Genomic DNA, 18,360 nt, shown 5'->3' on the forward strand with positions numbered 1-18,360 from the left:
AAAATAACTAGCCAAATAGACTTTTAAGCTCTATATTAGCTAGTTATTATTTTTTATTCTATATTTACTTCTGCAATTTCATCATCTAGTAACTGCATTATACTTCTACCTCTTCCAGCTCTATTTTGAGGTATTATCTCATTTATAGATATCTTTTTACTGTTTCCACTTACAGTAGTAAGAATTAAACTACTATTTAATTTATCTACACAAACTTCATCATTAATAATCTCTTCATTTGCATCTACTATTTTAGCATAACTAACTATATCATCATCTTTTAAACTAATAGCAGTTACACCGCTAGCATTTTTCCCCATAGGATTTATACTTTCTAATGCAAATCTTATAGCCATTGCATTCTTAGTAATAACTATAATATCATTTTCACCTTTATCTTCTACAACTTTTATAACCTTATCCGCACCTCTTAATTTACATGCTATTGTATCTATATAGCTTCCACTAAACTCTGTAGTGTTCGTTCTTTTTATTAATCCATTTTGCGTTATAAAGTAGAAACTTAAGTCATCATTATATTTATTAAAAGAGTAGATCGATATTATAGTATCTTTAGGATTATACTCCTCTACAAATTCTTTCAATGAACTTCCTTTTTTATTACCTACATTATGAAGCATGTATCCCTTTAATTTATATACAATTCCGCCTTCAGTGAAAACTAATATTTCTTCCATACTGTTTGTTAAAATACATACATCTTCTTGTGTAGCTCTTTGAGATACTCGTAGTAAATTTTTAGAATTAATACTTAGATAAAATTCTTTAAAATAAAATTCGCTGGTATATTCAGCATTTATTCCCTCATCATTATTAGACAAAGTAAATATCTCACTTCCTAATACATTTTTATCTGTACATTCTAAATTAGGCTCCTCTACAGTAAATACTAATCCATTTTTACTTTCTATTTTTATAAACTGCTCTTCTCTATCTTTTTTTACTATTGACACGTTTATTAACTTTTCATCCTGCCTAAGTTTTATAGCTAAAAGCTTAGAGTAATTAGTATTAAATTTACTAAGTTCTGTCTTTTTCAAGATTCCTTTAGATGTTATAAACATTACATCTAAAGATTTTTCAAAAGCATCTATTACAAAAGCATTAATTATTTGTTCATTATCTAAATTTAATGTTTTTATAATACTTTCAATTTTTTCGCCTTTTTCTTTCCATTTAAATTCTGGTATATTATTTATCTTTACTTGATACATATTTCCTAAATTAGTAAACATCACAAGAGTATCTTTTGTATTACCATGTATCAGAAATTTATTAAAATCTCCTTCTCTATGCTCTATATCATTTATATCCTGTGAAGTTCTAATAAATGATTTTTGAGCAATTCTTTTTACAAATCCTTCATTAGAAAGTGTTATTACAACATCTTCTTCAATTATTAACTCTTCTACTTCGATTTTAGCTTCTTCATCATTTTCAACAATAATAGTTCTTCTATCATCATTATACTTATCTTTTATTTCTAAAAGTTCTTTTTTTATAACCTTTATAAGTTCTTTTTCATCATTTAATATCTTTCTTAACTTTCTCATAAAACTTTCAAGCTCTTTATATTCTTTTTCAAAAGTTTTAATCTCAAGCCCTGTAAGTCTATATAGCATAAGCTCTAAAATAGCTTCTGATTGTATTTGCGTAAAGGCAAAGTTATTTATTAAATTTATAGATGCATCTTTTTTAGATTTAGATCCTCTTATTACCTTAATAACATCATCCATAATATCTATAGCTTTTATAAAACCTTCTACTATATGAAATCTCTTTTCTGCTCTTTCAAGATCCTTTTTTGTCCTTCTTATTACAACATCTTTTTGATGATTTATATAATGAGATATTATAGATTTCAATCCTAATGTTTCAGGCTTTCCATTTGCAATAGCTACCATATTAAATGATATATTACATTGGAGCTCTGTTTTTTTAAACAAATACTTTTGAACTTTATTTACAAGCTCTTTTGTTGCACTTTTTTTAAATTCTATAACAGCTCTAATTCCATTTCTATCTGATTCATCTCTTATATCTGAAATTATATCTAATGCTTTTGAATGTTTTTTATCTCCGGTCATATCTGATATGTTTTGAAGTATTTTAGCTTTATTTTTTCTATATGGAAATTCAGTTATAACTATGGCTAATCTATTATTTTCTAGTTCTTCTATATGTGTTTTCGCCCTTAATGTAACCTTTCCTTCTCCAGTTTCATATGCAGCCAATATAGCATTTTTTCCTATAAGCGTTCCACCTGTTGGAAGGTCTGGTCCTTTTATATAATTCATTAGTTCTTTTGTAGTTATTTCACTATTTTCAGCATAAGCAAGTGCCCCATCTATTACCTCACCTAAATTATGTGGTGGTATATTGGTAGCAAGTCCTACAGCTATACCAAAAACTCCATTTACTAATAAATTAGGGTATCTAGCAGGCAATACTGTGGGTTCCTTTTCTGTATCAGAATAGTTTAAATCCATGTCTACTACATCTTTTTCTATATCTCTTAACATTTCCATTGCAATATTAGAAAGTCTTGCTTCAGTATAACGCATAGCTGCTGCACTATCTCCATCTATACTTCCCCAGTTTCCATGACCATCTATAAGTGGCATTCTTGTTGAAAAGTCCTGAGCTAATATTACCATTGCATCATACACAGAAGTATCTCCATGTGGATGATATTTACCTAATATATCTCCAACAATTCTAGCTGACTTATAATACGGCTTATCCGGATATGCCTTTAACATATATGCACCATAAAGAATCCTTCTATGAACTGGCTTTAATCCATCTCTAACATCTGGAAGTGCTCTATCTTTTGCAACCTCAACTGCATAAGGAAGATAATTCTCTGGCATAGCTTCATCTATTGGTGTATTTAAAATATTGTTATCTTTTGGTATTTCTTTATTTATTTTTTTCGCCATAAATTCTCCCTCCTAAAACTCTGCATACTTATACATATAATTTTTTCTTGGTTCAACAACATCACCCATTAAAAGTGAAATCATTTTTTCAGCTTTTGCTGCATCTTCTATTGTAACCCTTTGAAGTGTTCTTGTTTCTGGATTTAGTGTTGTATTCCATAATTGATCTGGATTCATCTCTCCAAGACCTTTGTATCTTTGAATTAATGCACCTTTGCCAATTTTTTTCTTAGCTTCTTCTAATTCTTCATCATTATAAACATAAATGCTTTGTTCTTTATTTTTAACATTTTTATAAACCTTATATAAAGGTGGAAGTGCTATATAAAGATGTCCATTTTGAATTAATTGTCTCATATACCTATAAATATATGTCATCCATAGTGTTCTAATATGATAACCATCCACATCAGCATCACTTAATATTATTATTTTATCATACTTAAGATTTTCTTCCTTATAGCTATCTAAAATTCCAGTTCCAATAGCTGTATTAAATATTTTTAGTTCTTCACTAGCAATAACATTTTCTAATTTTTGTTTTTCTGTGTTCATTATTTTACCTTTTGAAGGCATTATACTTTGAAATCTTCTATCTCTTGCTTGTTTTGCACTTCCTCCTGCTGAATCACCTTCAACAACTATAAACTCAGTAAAACTATTATCTTTTAATGTGCATACTGCTACTTTTCCTGCTAAAGGAGAAGTTCCATTTCCTATTTTTTTCTTTTCTGCATCATTTATTTTTTTATTTTTTCTCTACGTTGTGATGCAAGTATAGCATTATTCATTATACTTGTAGCAACTTCTTTATTATCTTCAATCCACTCTCCAATTTTATTATAACAAAGTTCATTCATCATAGAATAAGCTTCAGCATTACCAAGCTTAGTTTTAGTCTGACCTTCAAATATAGGGTTACTAACTTTTATTTTAACAATTGCAGTCATACCTTCCCTTAAATCATCACCTTCAAACTCTTTATCTTTTTCCTTGAGAAGATTAAGTTTTTTGCACCATTCTTTGAATATTCTCGTCATACCGGTCTTAAATCCTGTTTCATGGGTTCCAGCTTCAGTAGTTGGAATATTATTTACATAACTTGCTATGTACTCTGTTGTTGAATCTGTAAACTGTATACAAACTTCACCTTCTAAATTTAATCCATTTATTTGTTTTTCTCCGCTAAAAATTATAGGATCTTTATGCAATGGTGTTTTACTTTCATTTAAATACTCTATAAAATCTAAAAGTCCTCTTTCCGAATGATAAACTTTTTCTACTGCCTCTTCTTTTCGTTCATCCCTTAAAACTAAAGTTATTCCTTTGTTTTGAAAAGCTAACTCTTGTAACCTTTCATCTATAATATCAAACTTATAGTCTACATTCCCAAATATTTCTTTATCTACTAAAAAAGTTATTTTCGTTCCTGTTTGTTTTGTATTACCTATTGCTTCCAAAGCAGTAACAGGTGTGCCTGGCATTTTTCTTTTTAATTGCTTATCATATGCATACTCAAATCTTTGTCTAAAAATCTTACCTTTTTGCATTACCTCTACTTGAAGCCATGAAGATAATGCATTAACAACAGCTGCACCAACTCCATGTAATCCACCAGACGTTTTATAATTAGAATTATTAAACTTTCCTCCAGTATGAAGCTCAGTATAAACCATTTCTACTCCTGATTTTTTCTTTAAAGGATGTATACCAGTAGGAATCCCTCTACCATTATCTATAATTGTTACACTTTTATCCTTATTTAATATAACTTCTGCTCTATCACCATATCCATTAGCAACTTCATCTATAGCATTATCTAATATTTCCCAAATACAATGGTGTAATCCTTTAGTTCCTGTAGAACCAATATACATACCTGGTCTTACTCTTACAGGCTCTAATTTTTCCAAAGAGGTCAAATCCGTAACTTCATAACTATTAACTTCCTTCATTTTAAGCCTCCTATGTTAATTATTTAAATTTATTTTCAAAATTAAAGAGTTCTAAATTTATATTTAAACTCTTATATATCTTTAATTCTTATTATCTTATAAATGTAAATAAACCTTTATATAAATAAATTTCACTTGAATAAGTATCTAAATATTTACATTCTCCTTGTTTAAATATTAAATAAAAACTTTAATATTTATAGAAAAAATTTGTATTTTTTATAAAATCCATTTTAAATACATCAAGGAATATATTATAACCTATTTTTATTAAAATACAAAATTTTATATATTGTGTAATTTAGATTAATTTAAAATAGACAACTAGTAATCTCTAATATTTATCTTAACTTTACAAAAACAATATAAAAATCAATAGTAACATTCTGTTTTTACATTGCTTTTAAATTAAGTATAATATTAATTTTAATAATTACCAATTGCCATTTTTAATAATTGTTATTTGAATCAAATTATAAATTTTGTGAATTTCTTAATACTCTAAATATGTATATAAAGATAAGCTACTTACTTTTTTAAATGATTATCTACAAAACACTCTAATTCTTTAGCCGCTTTTTCTATGTTAGAAACGAAAATTTTCAAATTATAATCATATTGATTAGCACTATGCATATACATTGGATCATAGTACTTAACCATAAGTTCTTTTACTACTTCTTCATAATCATTTTCCATGACTTTTTTACAAAATTCTTCTAAGCATTCTTTACTTAAAATCTTCTTTATTTTAATTATTGAATCACAGATTTCTTCATTTGATGTTTTACATTTAGTATATTCTTTAACTATTAAATTACACCTAAAATCTAAATCTGCATCTACAAATATATGTATTCCTTTTTTCATTGATTCATGTATGTACTCTGGAATAATTACTCTACCTATTCTTTTGCTTTCAGCTTCTATAAAAACAAAGTCACTATTCCTATGTTTAAGTTCATCTAAAATTAAACTTTCAAATTTTTTCTGTGAATTAACATCACCAAGCCCTACAGATCCTAAAATAGAACCACGATGGTTAGCAAATCCTTCTAAATCTAATATATCATATCCATCAGATTTTAGTTTTTTAATATTTCCGTTTTTCCTACCCCTGTATTACCATGAAGAACTATATACTTAACTTGTTCATTTAACTTTGGTAATTCTTCTAAAACATAACCTCTATAACTTTTATATCCACCTTTAATCTTTTCAACTCTCATCCCCAGTGATGATAATAATGCAACTAAAGATCCACTTCTCATTCCACCTCTAGCACAAAAAAGTACTATTTTTTTATGTTTTTTTTCTAACTTTAAAAATTCATCATATATTGATGGTAATTTTTTTGATACTATTTCCATACCAATTTTTTTGGCTTTTTCTGTAGATTCCTGTTTGTATATAGTTCCTACTAAAGCTCGTTCCTCATCATTAAAAAGTGGTATGTTTACAGCACCTGGAATAGTGTTTTCTTTATATTCTAGTGGACTCCTAACATCTACTAAAACATAATCTCCTTTTAGTTCTTTATACTCTGTGGTCTGAAACATAATAAACCTCCAAATCTTCAATTCACAATTCACAGTCCACAAATAATAAATATTTATTTTAAAATATATATTTTTTTATGCCTTGTGAATTATAAATTGTTAACATTTCTACTCAAAGTTATATTTTAATAGTTTCAATGTACCAATGTCAACATAAGCTTAATTTAAATTTTAAATAATTATTATTGTTTTTTTAAATTTATTAAACAAAATAAAAAAAGGTGTCTTTTTAAAATTATCATATTAACTTCTAAAACACCTTACTTTATTAATTTATTTTGCTCTTTAAAATATAATTTTATTATAATATAGGTTGTTGATTGTTCATTGACCAGCCATCACTTCTTACATCCATCATATCTATAGTATCTTCCTTACTTTTCACATCTTTTAGTTTTTTATTACTCCAAATTTATTTCTAAGTGATACTTCATTGGCTTTTCCTGATATAATCCAAAGTGTTTTGTATTTTCCTGGCTTAACTTCTAATTCTACTTCTCCTTTTCCATCTGTAAAATATATTAATACATTTGTATCTGTATTATTTACATATTTAAATACTGGTGAAAACCTAGTGCCACCTCTAGTGTTTAATCTAGCCTTTATATCTTTTGAATTTTTAGCTTTATATATCCTTCTAATTTTAGTGTCACATTCTATTATTTTAATTTCATATTTATAATTTTTAACAATATTTATCACTTCATTTATTGCTACATTAAATTCCTCATCACTTATACTTCCACTTATATCTATAGCTACTACAATTTTAGCAATATGATTAGAAATTTCTCCTCTTAAATCTAATCTATTAGGTTGTCTTCTATTTCTTCTCATTATTGTCTTTTTTCGACCCTTTTCTAAGGTTCCCATAAGCTTTTTTAAATATAAATTCCATGAAATTTTATTACTATTAGAGTTCAAATCTGATAGTATATTTTCTACATAAAAATCAACATTATTCTTTTTAGAGTCACTAACAATCTTTTTTGTGATGTTTTTTATAATATCTTCATCATAAAAATCGCTTTTTTCCCAACTTTCATGTGTTCTAGCAACATCATATTTTTTTCTATTTCATTATTTATTTTTGTATCATCTTCATCACCATCTTTATTATCATCTAATAAATCTAATTTTCTTTGAATTTCTAAAATATATTCTTCCATACTACTATAAGGTTTTAAATCTAAATTATACTTTAAATTTACCCACTCAATAGTTGTTGCATATGGTGGTAAATAATCTAGATACTGATTCACAACTATATCCATAGCCATATTTATAGCCAATGTACTAAAATTCTTTTTTAATTCTTTACCTCTTATTAAATGTAGCGATATTATATGTATAATTTCATGTTTAATGGAAGTTTTCATCTGATTTAAATCTAATACTAAAAATAATATTGGATTAAAGTATATAGTATATCCAGAAACATTTAAGGTTATAGCCGTAGGTGATGTAATATCATATTTTATTTTTCTATTCATTTTCAATAAAAAATACCCATAAAAATTTTCACTATCATCTATTAACAAAAAATTAATTTTATCTATTAATTTAAAAAATCTATCTTCAAAATCATCATTTACGTCCTTTATATATTGAATGTTAGATATTTCATTGTATAATTCTTCTTTTATTTTGTAAAAACTTCTCATAACCCTCACCTATCCATTTATACTACTATACGTCTTAAAATATCCTTCTACAAAATTATCATTTTTTAAACATTCTTTATAAATACGTTTATATTGTCCCTTTATCTCCTTCATAATTCCAATTTTTAAATCAACGGGATAATATCCTATAAATTCTACTAAACGCTCTATTTTTTTAAAAGATATTTCATTGCTTTCCATAAAAATTAATATGTTTTTTATAGTTAAATACAACCTTGTATGACTTTCATTTTTTATTCTTAAAATTACATCTTCTGATAAACTTTCCTCATCAAATACTTCTTTATAAGTAATTAATGGTAATGTGCTACTTTCTATAAAAGCCATAAACTCTTGAGCAATTTCACTTCCAACATTGCCTTTCAATATATTAAAAAATACTTTTCTAGATATTTTATCACTTTTTTCTTTATATAACTTATAACTTTTAGATACCCTTTCAAAACTTCTTGGTGTTGCTTTTATTCTTTCATCATTTTTACTACTATGCAAATATTCAGGAAATGTAGATATAAATTCTATAACTTTTTCATCTAACCTATTACTTATTGCCCATTTAATCCAACTTTCAACATTGCTTTCCATTTCAAGCCATACAAATCTATTTTCTTGAGCCGGATCCATATCTATAACCTGATAATCAAAATCATCTTCATACTTACTTGAAGGATTCATGGCTGCTAATAATTTCACCGATTCATGTAAATTATATCCGTTTATTTCTTTATTCAAAATTAGGTTCATAAGTTCTTGTTGAACAGTATGTTCACAACGATTAATTTCATCTATAAAAAGCAATACTTCCTTTCCATTATTTATAGCTTCTTGAATTTGCTGCAACTTAGTATGAACTGCATAAACTGTTCTTTTTTCAGTATGTTCTAATTTATTCTCATCTAAGTATTTGTATTCATCAACTGTAGGTAGTCCCCCAATTTCTCCTTCTTTTAACAAATTACCATCAATAACAAATATATTCCAATCATTTTTTTTAGCTAACTCTTTTGCTAAAGCAGTTTTTCCTATACCACTTTCTCCAACTATTAATGGAACTTCACTAGTTTCAATAATTAATTCCGCTGCTAATAATGTATCTTCAAAATTCATCTTTCAACTCTTCCTTATCTTTAATATTTTAATTTTTCATCTACTGCAATTCTTTTACACTTTGCACTACCGAATCTGTATATAAACATAATTTTATCCATCGATATGTTATTTTGATTTATACCAATTGACTTACAATTCAAAAAATCTCTAACATATTTATCATCTACATCTTCATTGGAAAAAACCTCTTTTAATATCTCCTCCATTTTTTCAATCTCAATATGATCTTTAAAATATTTTATAGCTAATATATTTTCCTTTAAAAAAGATACTTTTTTTTCATAATTCAATTCTTTAACTAATGGCACTGATGCTTCATTAATTTTAACTGCCAATCTTTCAATACTTTCCTTTGCATTTTCAATATATCTTAATGCATGATAATCTTTTTCAATTGCTAACTTTTGAATTTTTTCACTTGGATTTTTTATATATTTTATAGAATCATAATCTTTTTCTATAGCTAAAATTTGTAGTTCTTCACTTGGATTTTCACAATATTGTATAGCCCATCCTTTTTGCAAGATTCCCAATTTCACTATTTTTTCACTTGGATTCTTTATAAATTTTAATGTATTCCACGAATTTTCAACTACAACTTTTTGTATCTCTTCATTAGGATTATCAATAAATTCAATTGCCCATACATTATTTGTTACTGCATTTCTTTTCATTTCTTCACTTGGATTTTTTATATATTTTATCATTAATCCATTTTTATTTATTGCTGTATTTTTCATATTATCTGTAGGATTACTTATATTTTTTATTATTATAGGATTTTCTTCTATTAATCTTAAAATTTTTTCTTCATTCATACAAATACCTCTATATTTTTTCTTAACCATTACTTATTAATAATAATTATCCGTTATATTATAATTATATATTTTTTTCCTATTTGTTCAAATTATATTTTCACACAAAAATAAAAGTCAAAACTTTAAAAGTGTATATCACAAGTACACTTTTTAAATTTTGACTAATGTTATTATATTCTTATATATAATAAATAAAGTACATTAATAGAATATATTTATGCTAACCTTTACATTTCTAAATTATTTATTTTCTTTTTAGATATATTAAAGTTATCCTAAATTATAAAATAATTTTAATATATTATCTTTATCTGGAACATTCTCATTAAAAAATCCCATTATAGTTTTGTCTATATTATATTTTATACTTTTAAAAGAAATGTCTACAGTTCCATCATCACTAAATTCCATAACTGCAAAGCTTACATGACCACCATCTCTAGAGCATCCTATAGATCCTGGATTTATTATAGGTTTTCCTGTCCAATATTTAATAAGTGTTTGGCAATGACTATGCCCAATTAAAACATAATCACAAACATCTCCATAATCTTCCGTAAATTTATCCAAAGTTACTTCCTGATAAAGAAGCGGTAATTCATTCATACTATCTATCCTTGAATGAACCATAAGAATTTTTTTCCCTTTATTTCTATTATTCTTTCTGTAGGAACAGTTTTTAATTTGTTAATCCTTTCTTCACCTAAAAGCTTAACATTCCACTTTTGATGTTCCTTTTCACCGTCAGTAAACTCTTCACAACAATTAGTAACTATTGAATAATCAGTATTTCCTAAAATATTTATAAATCTCTTATCATTCATAACAATATCAAAAACTTCTAAAGGATTAGGTCCTTCCTGTATAAAGTCACCTAAATTCAAAATTTTATCTACATTTTCTTTTTCTGCATACTGTAAAAAAACATTGAAAGCTTCCATATTACTATGAATATCAGCAATAACTAATACTTTTTCCTTCCCCATAGACTACTCTCCTTTGCTGTTTCATTGAAATAATACTTAATTTTCTAAATTTTCCAAATAGTTATTTGTATATATTATATCACTTAAAATTTTTTAAACAATTATTTTTACTATTTTTAACAATTTTTATATGCAATTAACATTTTATTCATTATACTATTTTATCCATATATATTTAAAAATATACCATATAATTTCTCTAATATTAAACTTTAATCTTCAAACTAATCTAAGGTTCCAAGTTAAATTTTAAACTTATTTATCAAACAAGAAAATTTCAAATTAATATTTTACTGATAGTTATTATTTTTCTTAACTGATAAAAAATTTGATGTATAAATTTTAGATTGTATCCCTATATTAATTAAATTTCTTTTAACATTTAACATGATAGTTTCAATATTTTGAATTTAATGCTAAAATGTTCCTATGGAATTAAATAGATATGATTTTATCTATTTGTATTTAAAATTTAATATATTTTTGAGACTTATGACTTATACGCTGTGGACTAAATTATTAATTTACTCATATTAATTGCTATACATTGGAGGGCTAAATTTATGTATATGTTTTGTGAAAATGATAAATTGTATTTAAGACCATTAATACTTAAGGACTCAGATTTTATTTATGCACTTAGAGAAAAAAATAAGAATTTTATTTTAAATTATGCTGAAGTATCAAGAAATGCTCAAAAAGAAAAGATAAAAAAATAGTATTTCTAAAGATGATGAGATATATTTACTTATAACATTAAAAGAAACAAGTAGCCATATAGGTTATATACACAGTAAATTTTTTAATAATGGGAAAATTGCTGATATAGATTTTGTAATAACTGATAATAATTCTAAACTTATAAAAGAAGCTTTAATTTTGTTTAGAACAGAACTTTTTAAACAAGGTTGTATTAGATTAGAATGTAATATTTGTAGTTCTAATCTATTAGCAAAAGAAATATTAGAAGATTTAAATTTCAACTTAGAAGGGATAAAGAAAATGTCCTATTTTAACAATGATAATTTCTTCGATATTTTAGTATTTGCTTCATTGAATTGTTAATTTTGCAAGTGTGTATTATTTTATATAAAAAACAGTGTATGATTAAAATTATTTTAACATACACTGTTTTATTTATTTTACATTTTCTAATTCTAAAAATTCATTTAAATACAAAACATCTATTTTTCCAGACCAGTTTAACACCGATCCAACTAAATCTTTTATATCTAAATCTTCCATATCATAAGTTTCAGAACTATTAACAGTTCCTGTAGCATCTTCTATAAAAGTAACTATATACCCTCTATCAAAAGCTGCTATTGCCGTAAACATACAACAGAATTCTGTATTAAAACCTACAATTATAACTTCATTTATATTATTTTTCTTTAATATTTCTTCTAAATTTGTTTTAAAAAATGCACTTGGTGTAGTTTTAATTACTAATTCATCATAGTAGTCTACAAATTCTTCATGTATATTTCCTCTGTCGCAATTTTTATTAAATGGACTTTCATCATCTTGGTCTTCATGTTTTGTAAATATTATTTTATCACCTTTAGCCTTACATATATTTATAATTTCCTTTATTTTTTCTTTTTCTTCCTTAAAATTTTTTTGACTTAAAATATGTTTTTGCATATCTACTACTATTAATGCTCTCATATTATATTCACCTCATAATTTCCTTTAAACATTTAACTAAATAAATTGATGAAAACAATCAATCTACTTTTCATATGATTATTTATTATTTTCTATCTCTTTAATATTATAAGTTAAAATAAAATCATTACAAGAACTTATTTTGTGTTTTTATATAATATTGCCTTTATTTTTTAATTTAATTATACTTTTTTTAATTTTTTTCTAGTTTTTATTATTATAAATAAAATTATTATAGCAACTATTACTAAATATTCTTCTAAGAATATTATATTCTCTATAGCATTAACTTGATATAATGCAACTGGAAAATTTATAACTGCATGACATATTATAGCTAAGAATAAATACTTTATCTTTTCTTCTTTTACTGCATACAAAACTAAAAGCGATAATCCTAATTGAATTATAAGTGAGCTAGATCTTTCTATTCCTGCTATAATCCACGTATAGGATGGCATTTGAATCATTTGTTCTTTTATATACATTAATGTTTGTGCTGTATTAGTATCCACCTTATCTAATAAATTTTCAAAATTACCTGTATTTATCTGAACTGCTGTTATGAGATTATTTATATACATACCTCCAGTTATTAAAAATGCCTCTATTCCTCCATGTCCCAATCCATAGGCTAGCCCATTTTCAAAACTTCTATCTTTTTTTAAAATCCACTTAAAGCATATAAACCTCGCACTTTCTTCAAATATTCCAGCCATAAGACCACCGTAAAGCATATATGCCATTGGTTGTCTTAAAAATGTAGCAGTTTTTTCATTATTATATAAAACATATTGATGTATAGATCCTTCTAATAATTTAACTGCCAATAAAAAAGCAATTGCCCCTACTATTACATATTTTAATGATATATTATATTTCTTTTTTAAAAATACTATAAGTGCTATTGGCACAATAGTACTTAATACAATTGTAATTATCATAAAAAATATAGAACTTCCACTTACCACTGAATCATCTCCTTAAGTTATTATAATTAAAGCATTTAATATTGTGATACAATTATATTTTAAAAATTTAATGAAGTTATTTTTTTTCTAAAATTTTATTTAGTTTTTTGTTTATTATACATAGTATCATAGATTTGTTACAATTTAATTATAAAGTAACTTATTGATAAAAAAACAACATTTTTTTGTATATAATTAGTGTAGTTCTATATTTTTAATAATTAATTATATCTATTTATTAATTTTTTTCTATAAGAATTTCACGTTCTTTTTCATCTATCATATCTAAAGATTTAAATTCATACCCTTGCTCTTTTAAAGATTTAATAATTGTTCCTAATGCTTTTGGAGTGGTTTTATTTGAAGCACCATCGTGCATCAGAATTATTATTCTTGATTTGTCAATATTTTTGCTATTCATAGCTTTAAAATAGTTTGATATTAATTGATCTACCGGAATGTTTATTCCCATTGCGTCTTCAATAGACACATTCCAATCTACATAATCTAATTTTCTATTAACCAAACCATCTCTAATTTGTTTTAATGTTAATTTTTGTGGTATTCCTGTACTTGACCCACCAGGCATTCTCATGAACTCAAAATTTTTTTTATCCAAATTTTTATTTAAAACATTTTTTACTTTTTCATAATCATTAAAATAAACATCAGCACTGTTATAATTATTATTGTTATGAGTATATGTATGAGCACATATACTATGATTTTTTTCTTTGATTTCTTTTAAGATATTAGGATTTTCCTCCACTAATTTCCCTATAACAAAAAATGTAGCCTTAATATTTTCCTCATCTAAAATTTTTAAAACTTCTAATGTTGTTTCTGTTGGTCCATCATCAAAAGTTAAATATGCTATTTTTTTATTATCTTTACATTCACTATCATCTGAAATCGCAAAAACACTTATAGATGTAAAAATAACAACGCTAATAATAATTACAAATAAAAAAAACTCTTTTTCTTCATATTTTTTATTCTTCCTTTCTATGTTTTTCAAATTCTTTAATTTCATATATTATTATTAGTATTATTATTTTTTATATGCTAAAGAATGTTCAATTATATGTATTAATGTAAAAATAATGTTGACATTTTAATTGTTTTCTATATAATATAAAATATAGTTAAAATTTAATAGGTTTCTTATTATGAGTGATTGAGGGATCTGGCCCTATGACGTCCGGCAACCAGCTTTTTAAAGCATGGTGCTAATTCCAGCGGTGTTATGCCGAAAGATAAGATTTATATTTATCCTCTTATCTTTAAAGAGGTTTTTTTGTTTTTAAAATTAAATATGTAAATTTAAATACTCTTATCCAGAGTGGCGGAGGGACTGGCCCTATGATGCCCAGCAACCAGCTTTCATTAGGCAAGGTGCTAATTCCAGCGGTTTTTACCGAAAGATAAGAAAAATCCCCTTCTTATCTTTTGGAGGGGATTTTTTTATTGCTAAATTTTAGCACATATATACAGTATGCTATTTTTATAGTTTTGAAACTAATTACATTGAGGATGTGAAAATAAATATGATAAAAATTAATAATTTAACTAAAATATATAAATCTAAAAATTTAAAAGAGATTATTGGATTTGAAAATTTAAATTTAACTATTAACGAAGGCGACATATTTGGAATTATTGGTCCTAGTGGTGCAGGTAAATCTTCAGTTCTAAGATGTATCAATTTACTTGAAAAACCTACTAAAGGAGAAATCCTTTTTAAAAATATATTAGATTCTAAAAATACAAATGATTTTATAAATATATTAGATTTATCTGATAAAGAGCTTATTTCTATAAGGAAAAAAATAGGTGTTATTTTTCAAAATTTTAATTTACTTATGAATTCTACTGTTTTTGAAAATATTGCTTTTCCTTTAAGAATAAATAAGATGTCTGATAGTGATATAACTAAAAAAGTTAATGAACTTTTAAAATTAGTTGACCTTTATGATAAGAAAGATTCTTATCCTTCTCAGCTATCTGGTGGACAAAAACAAAGGGTAGGTATTGCAAGAGCATTAGCTAATGATCCTAAAGTTCTTTTATGTGATGAAGCCACTTCTGCTTTAGACCCTAGTACTACAGATTCAATATTATCTCTTTTAAAATCTATAAATGAAAAATTTAATATAACTATAATTTTAATAACACATGAAATGGATGTTATTAAAACTATTTGTAATAAAGTTGCTGTATTAGATAAAGGAAAAATAGTAGAACAAGGTTATGTAACTGATATTTTTGCAAACCCAACTTCTAATATAACTAAAAATTTTTTAAATCAAAATATTAATATTCCTAGTTCTATAAAAGATAGCTGTACGAATTCACATTCTATAGTTAAACTTACATTTTTAGGATCTAATACAACAACATCTACAATATCTCATATTTCAAGGAAATTTAATGTGGATATAAATATTATCTCTGGGAACATAGATATTGTTCAAAATATTCAAATTGGTCATCTTATTGTAAACATTGCTTCTAATGAAAATTTAGATGATATACGTAATTATTTAATTAATAATGATATAGGATGGGAGGTTCTTAATTAATGATTTATGCTTTACTACAAACACTATACATGGTATTTTTCTCAACTATTTTTTCTTTAATTATAGGTTTTCCGATTGGTATTATTTTAGTAATAACAAGTAAGAACCATTTATGCGAAAACTTAAAGTTAAACTCTTTTTTAGATACTATAATAAATATATTTAGGTCAATTCCTTTTATAATTTTAATAGTTGCATTATTTCCTATTTCTAAATTTATAGTTGGAACAACCATTGGAACTACTGCGGCAATTCTTCCTCTTTCTATAGCAGCTGCTCCATTTGCGGCAAGAATTATAGAGAGTTCTCTTAAAGAAATTCCTTTTGGTGTTATAGAAGCTGCATTATCTTGCGGAGCAACAAATATGCAAATTATCTTTAAAGTAATGCTCCGTGAAGCAATTCCATCACTTATATCTGGCATAACTCTTACAATAATAAATATTATAGGATATTCCGCTATGGCTGGTGCAGTTGGTGGCGAAGGTATTGGTGATTATGCTATACGAGAAGGTTATATGAGATATAACAACAATATTGTCTTATTAACAATCTTAATTTTAATTATAGTAGTTCAACTTATTCAAAGTATTGGGAATTACTTATGTAAAAAATCAAACAAAAAAGTTTTTTAATTTAGGAGGTATTTATTTATGAAAAAATCTTATTTTACAATAATCTTATTAACTTTATCTTTAATAATTTTTACAGCTTGTTCACCTAATAGTGATTCTAAAAATTCTTCAAAAGAAACTAATTCTAATGAAAACACTATAGTTATAGGAGCTTCTCCAGTGCCCCATACTGAAATTTTAGAATTTGCAAAAACAAAATTAAAAGATAAAGGAATAAACTTAGAAATTAAAACATTCACAGACTATGTTGTACCAAATAAAGCCCTAGATTCTGGTGAATTAGATGCTAATTTCTTTCAACATAAACCTTATTTAGATGATTTTAATAAAAATAATGGTACTGATCTAATTTCAATTGGTGAAATACATGGTGAACCTTTATCTGCATATTCAAAAAAAATAGCTAATTTAAACGACTTAAAAGAAGGTTCTACTATAGCTATACCTAATGATGGTTCAAACGGTACAAGAGCATTAAAACTTTTAGAAAAGGAAAAACTTATAACACTAAAAGATTCTAATAAAACTATACAAACAGAAAAAGATATAAAAGATAACTTGAAAAATTTTAAAATTAAATCTATAGAAGCTTCTCAACTTCCAAGAATACTAGAAGATGTTGATATTGCAATTATAAATGGAAACTATGCATTAGATGCTGGACTTGATACTAAGTCTACATTATTTTCAGAAGATATATCTGATATAAATGAATACGTTAATATTATAGCTACCACTTCTGAAAACAAGAACAATAATGCACTTAAAGAGCTTGTTGATTTTCTTAAAAGTGATGAAACAAAACATTTTATAGAAGATAAATATGGTAATGCTATTCTTCCTGCTAATTAATAATAATTTTTCTTATATATTTTAAAAGGGTATGAATTTTATTCATACCCTTTTAAAATATATTCAGCTATTTAAGTGATTTTCCTAATTTTTTAGATTCCTTAGAAACACCTACTTCATTTGATGTTTCCATATTCATTTTTTCTAATTCTTTTTTAGTTTTTTGACCTGCTTTTTTATTATCTTTACTGTTCTTATTATTCTTATGTGACATATTATTCACTCCTTTCATGTGTTAAATCTTAAATATATCTCATAAATAGTATCAGTATTGGAGAAAAAATTATACATATATTCTGATTATTCGTTTTAGTTAATCTTTTTATTTTTAAAATATTTTATATTATAATTAATTTAAAACATAAATTTCATTAAATATAGGTTTTCAAGTTGACTTTTAAAATTATCCATTCCAAAACTTAGATACCTAAAATAGTGAAACATACTCCGAATCACTTAGAATTCAACACTATGTTTTGTATAAAATTTTTTTAAAGTTATTGAATAAATTTTTGTTATCAGTTGAGAAAAATAAGTGCAAATATATTTACTTAAGAATTATGAATTATG

General features: G+C 25.1%; 16 protein-coding genes, 2 pseudogenes and 2 riboswitches. Of the genes and pseudogenes, 5 read left to right on the top strand and 13 right to left on the bottom strand.

What is annotated here, in order from left to right; translation table 11 throughout:
* Positions 1-53 precede the first annotated feature (53 nt).
* The 9 genes and pseudogenes from CSGHG_RS02830 to CSGHG_RS25005 all read right to left on the bottom strand — a co-directional run bounded on the left by CSGHG_RS02830 (position 54) and on the right by CSGHG_RS25005 (position 11,079).
* Positions 54-2,963: a DNA topoisomerase IV subunit A gene (locus CSGHG_RS02830; RefSeq protein WP_010292498.1), complete on the bottom strand. Its 2,910-nt coding sequence runs from the start codon at positions 2,961-2,963 to the stop codon at positions 54-56.
* Positions 2,964-2,975: 12 nt separating this feature from the next.
* Positions 2,976-4,918, bottom strand: a pseudogene (locus tag CSGHG_RS19690) (DNA gyrase/topoisomerase IV subunit B).
* Between the two features lie 528 nt (positions 4,919-5,446).
* On the bottom strand, positions 5,447-5,788 hold the full coding sequence (locus tag CSGHG_RS23850; RefSeq protein ID WP_010292504.1) for a tRNA 2-selenouridine(34) synthase MnmH: 342 nt from the start codon (positions 5,786-5,788) through the stop codon (positions 5,447-5,449).
* 215 nt (positions 5,789-6,003) lie between these two features.
* Positions 6,004-6,477: a rhodanese-like domain-containing protein gene (locus tag CSGHG_RS23855; RefSeq protein ID WP_010292506.1), complete on the bottom strand. Its 474-nt coding sequence runs from the start codon at positions 6,475-6,477 to the stop codon at positions 6,004-6,006.
* Positions 6,478-6,867: 390 nt separating this feature from the next.
* A complete protein-coding gene (locus CSGHG_RS24805) occupies positions 6,868-7,401 on the bottom strand; it encodes a VWA-like domain-containing protein (protein WP_328284720.1) in 534 nt (177 codons plus the stop codon).
* 77 nt (positions 7,402-7,478) lie between these two features.
* Positions 7,479-8,141: a DUF2201 family putative metallopeptidase gene (locus tag CSGHG_RS24810; RefSeq protein WP_328284721.1), complete on the bottom strand. Its 663-nt coding sequence runs from the start codon at positions 8,139-8,141 to the stop codon at positions 7,479-7,481.
* A 9-nt stretch (positions 8,142-8,150) separates the two neighbouring features.
* A complete protein-coding gene (locus CSGHG_RS02850) occupies positions 8,151-9,269 on the bottom strand; it encodes an ATP-binding protein (RefSeq protein ID WP_010292509.1) in 1,119 nt (372 codons plus the stop codon).
* A gap of 20 nt (positions 9,270-9,289) precedes the next feature.
* Positions 9,290-10,090 (bottom strand): hypothetical protein, encoded by an 801-nt coding sequence (locus CSGHG_RS02855; protein ID WP_010292511.1) that lies wholly within the window; start codon positions 10,088-10,090, stop codon positions 9,290-9,292.
* A 273-nt stretch (positions 10,091-10,363) separates the two neighbouring features.
* Positions 10,364-11,079: pseudogene (locus CSGHG_RS25005) on the bottom strand (metallophosphoesterase family protein).
* A 563-nt stretch (positions 11,080-11,642) separates the two neighbouring features.
* Here CSGHG_RS25005 and CSGHG_RS23010 point away from each other — a divergent pair.
* Positions 11,643-11,798 carry a hypothetical protein gene (locus CSGHG_RS23010; RefSeq protein WP_155844725.1) on the top strand — a complete coding sequence of 52 codons (156 nt, stop codon included), beginning with the start codon at positions 11,643-11,645 and terminating at the stop codon, positions 11,796-11,798.
* A gap of 160 nt (positions 11,799-11,958) precedes the next feature.
* Positions 11,959-12,144: a hypothetical protein gene (locus CSGHG_RS02875; RefSeq protein ID WP_010292520.1), complete on the top strand. Its 186-nt coding sequence runs from the start codon at positions 11,959-11,961 to the stop codon at positions 12,142-12,144.
* A gap of 72 nt (positions 12,145-12,216) precedes the next feature.
* On the opposite strand, the gene CSGHG_RS02880 is transcribed toward CSGHG_RS02875, so the two are convergent.
* From CSGHG_RS02880 to CSGHG_RS19710, 3 genes are all read right to left on the bottom strand, one after another.
* Complete coding sequence (locus CSGHG_RS02880; protein WP_010292522.1) at positions 12,217-12,750, bottom strand: isochorismatase family protein; 534 nt, start codon at positions 12,748-12,750, stop codon at positions 12,217-12,219.
* 182 nt (positions 12,751-12,932) lie between these two features.
* Positions 12,933-13,721: a YhfC family intramembrane metalloprotease gene (locus CSGHG_RS02885; RefSeq protein WP_010292524.1), complete on the bottom strand. Its 789-nt coding sequence runs from the start codon at positions 13,719-13,721 to the stop codon at positions 12,933-12,935.
* A 238-nt stretch (positions 13,722-13,959) separates the two neighbouring features.
* Entirely contained in the window at positions 13,960-14,754 is a 795-nt protein-coding gene (locus tag CSGHG_RS19710; protein WP_081496218.1) for a polysaccharide deacetylase family protein, read from the bottom strand.
* Positions 14,755-14,882: 128 nt separating this feature from the next.
* A riboswitch (SAM riboswitch) is annotated at positions 14,883-14,984 on the top strand.
* A gap of 67 nt (positions 14,985-15,051) precedes the next feature.
* A riboswitch (SAM riboswitch) is annotated at positions 15,052-15,152 on the top strand.
* 116 nt (positions 15,153-15,268) lie between these two features.
* On the opposite strand from CSGHG_RS19710, the gene CSGHG_RS02895 reads away from it, so the two are divergent.
* The 3 genes from CSGHG_RS02895 to CSGHG_RS02905 are packed head-to-tail and all read left to right on the top strand — an operon-like array spanning position 15,269 to position 17,790.
* Positions 15,269-16,303: a methionine ABC transporter ATP-binding protein gene (locus tag CSGHG_RS02895; RefSeq protein ID WP_010292530.1), complete on the top strand. Its 1,035-nt coding sequence runs from the start codon at positions 15,269-15,271 to the stop codon at positions 16,301-16,303.
* 29 nt (positions 16,304-16,332) lie between these two features.
* Positions 16,333-16,938, top strand: a complete 606-nt coding sequence (locus CSGHG_RS02900) for a methionine ABC transporter permease (protein ID WP_081496265.1) — start codon at positions 16,333-16,335, stop codon at positions 16,936-16,938.
* A gap of 18 nt (positions 16,939-16,956) precedes the next feature.
* Positions 16,957-17,790 carry a MetQ/NlpA family ABC transporter substrate-binding protein gene (locus CSGHG_RS02905; RefSeq protein WP_010292534.1) on the top strand — a complete coding sequence of 278 codons (834 nt, stop codon included), beginning with the start codon at positions 16,957-16,959 and terminating at the stop codon, positions 17,788-17,790.
* A gap of 67 nt (positions 17,791-17,857) precedes the next feature.
* Here the strand turns inward: CSGHG_RS02905 and CSGHG_RS22445 are convergent, their stop codons facing one another.
* Positions 17,858-18,004 carry a hypothetical protein gene (locus tag CSGHG_RS22445; protein ID WP_010292536.1) on the bottom strand — a complete coding sequence of 49 codons (147 nt, stop codon included), beginning with the start codon at positions 18,002-18,004 and terminating at the stop codon, positions 17,858-17,860.
* Between the last annotated feature and the right edge of the window lie 356 nt (positions 18,005-18,360).

The organism is Clostridium senegalense JC122 (assembly GCF_000285575.1).
Taxonomy (GTDB): domain Bacteria; phylum Bacillota; class Clostridia; order Clostridiales; family Clostridiaceae; genus Clostridium_J; species Clostridium_J senegalense.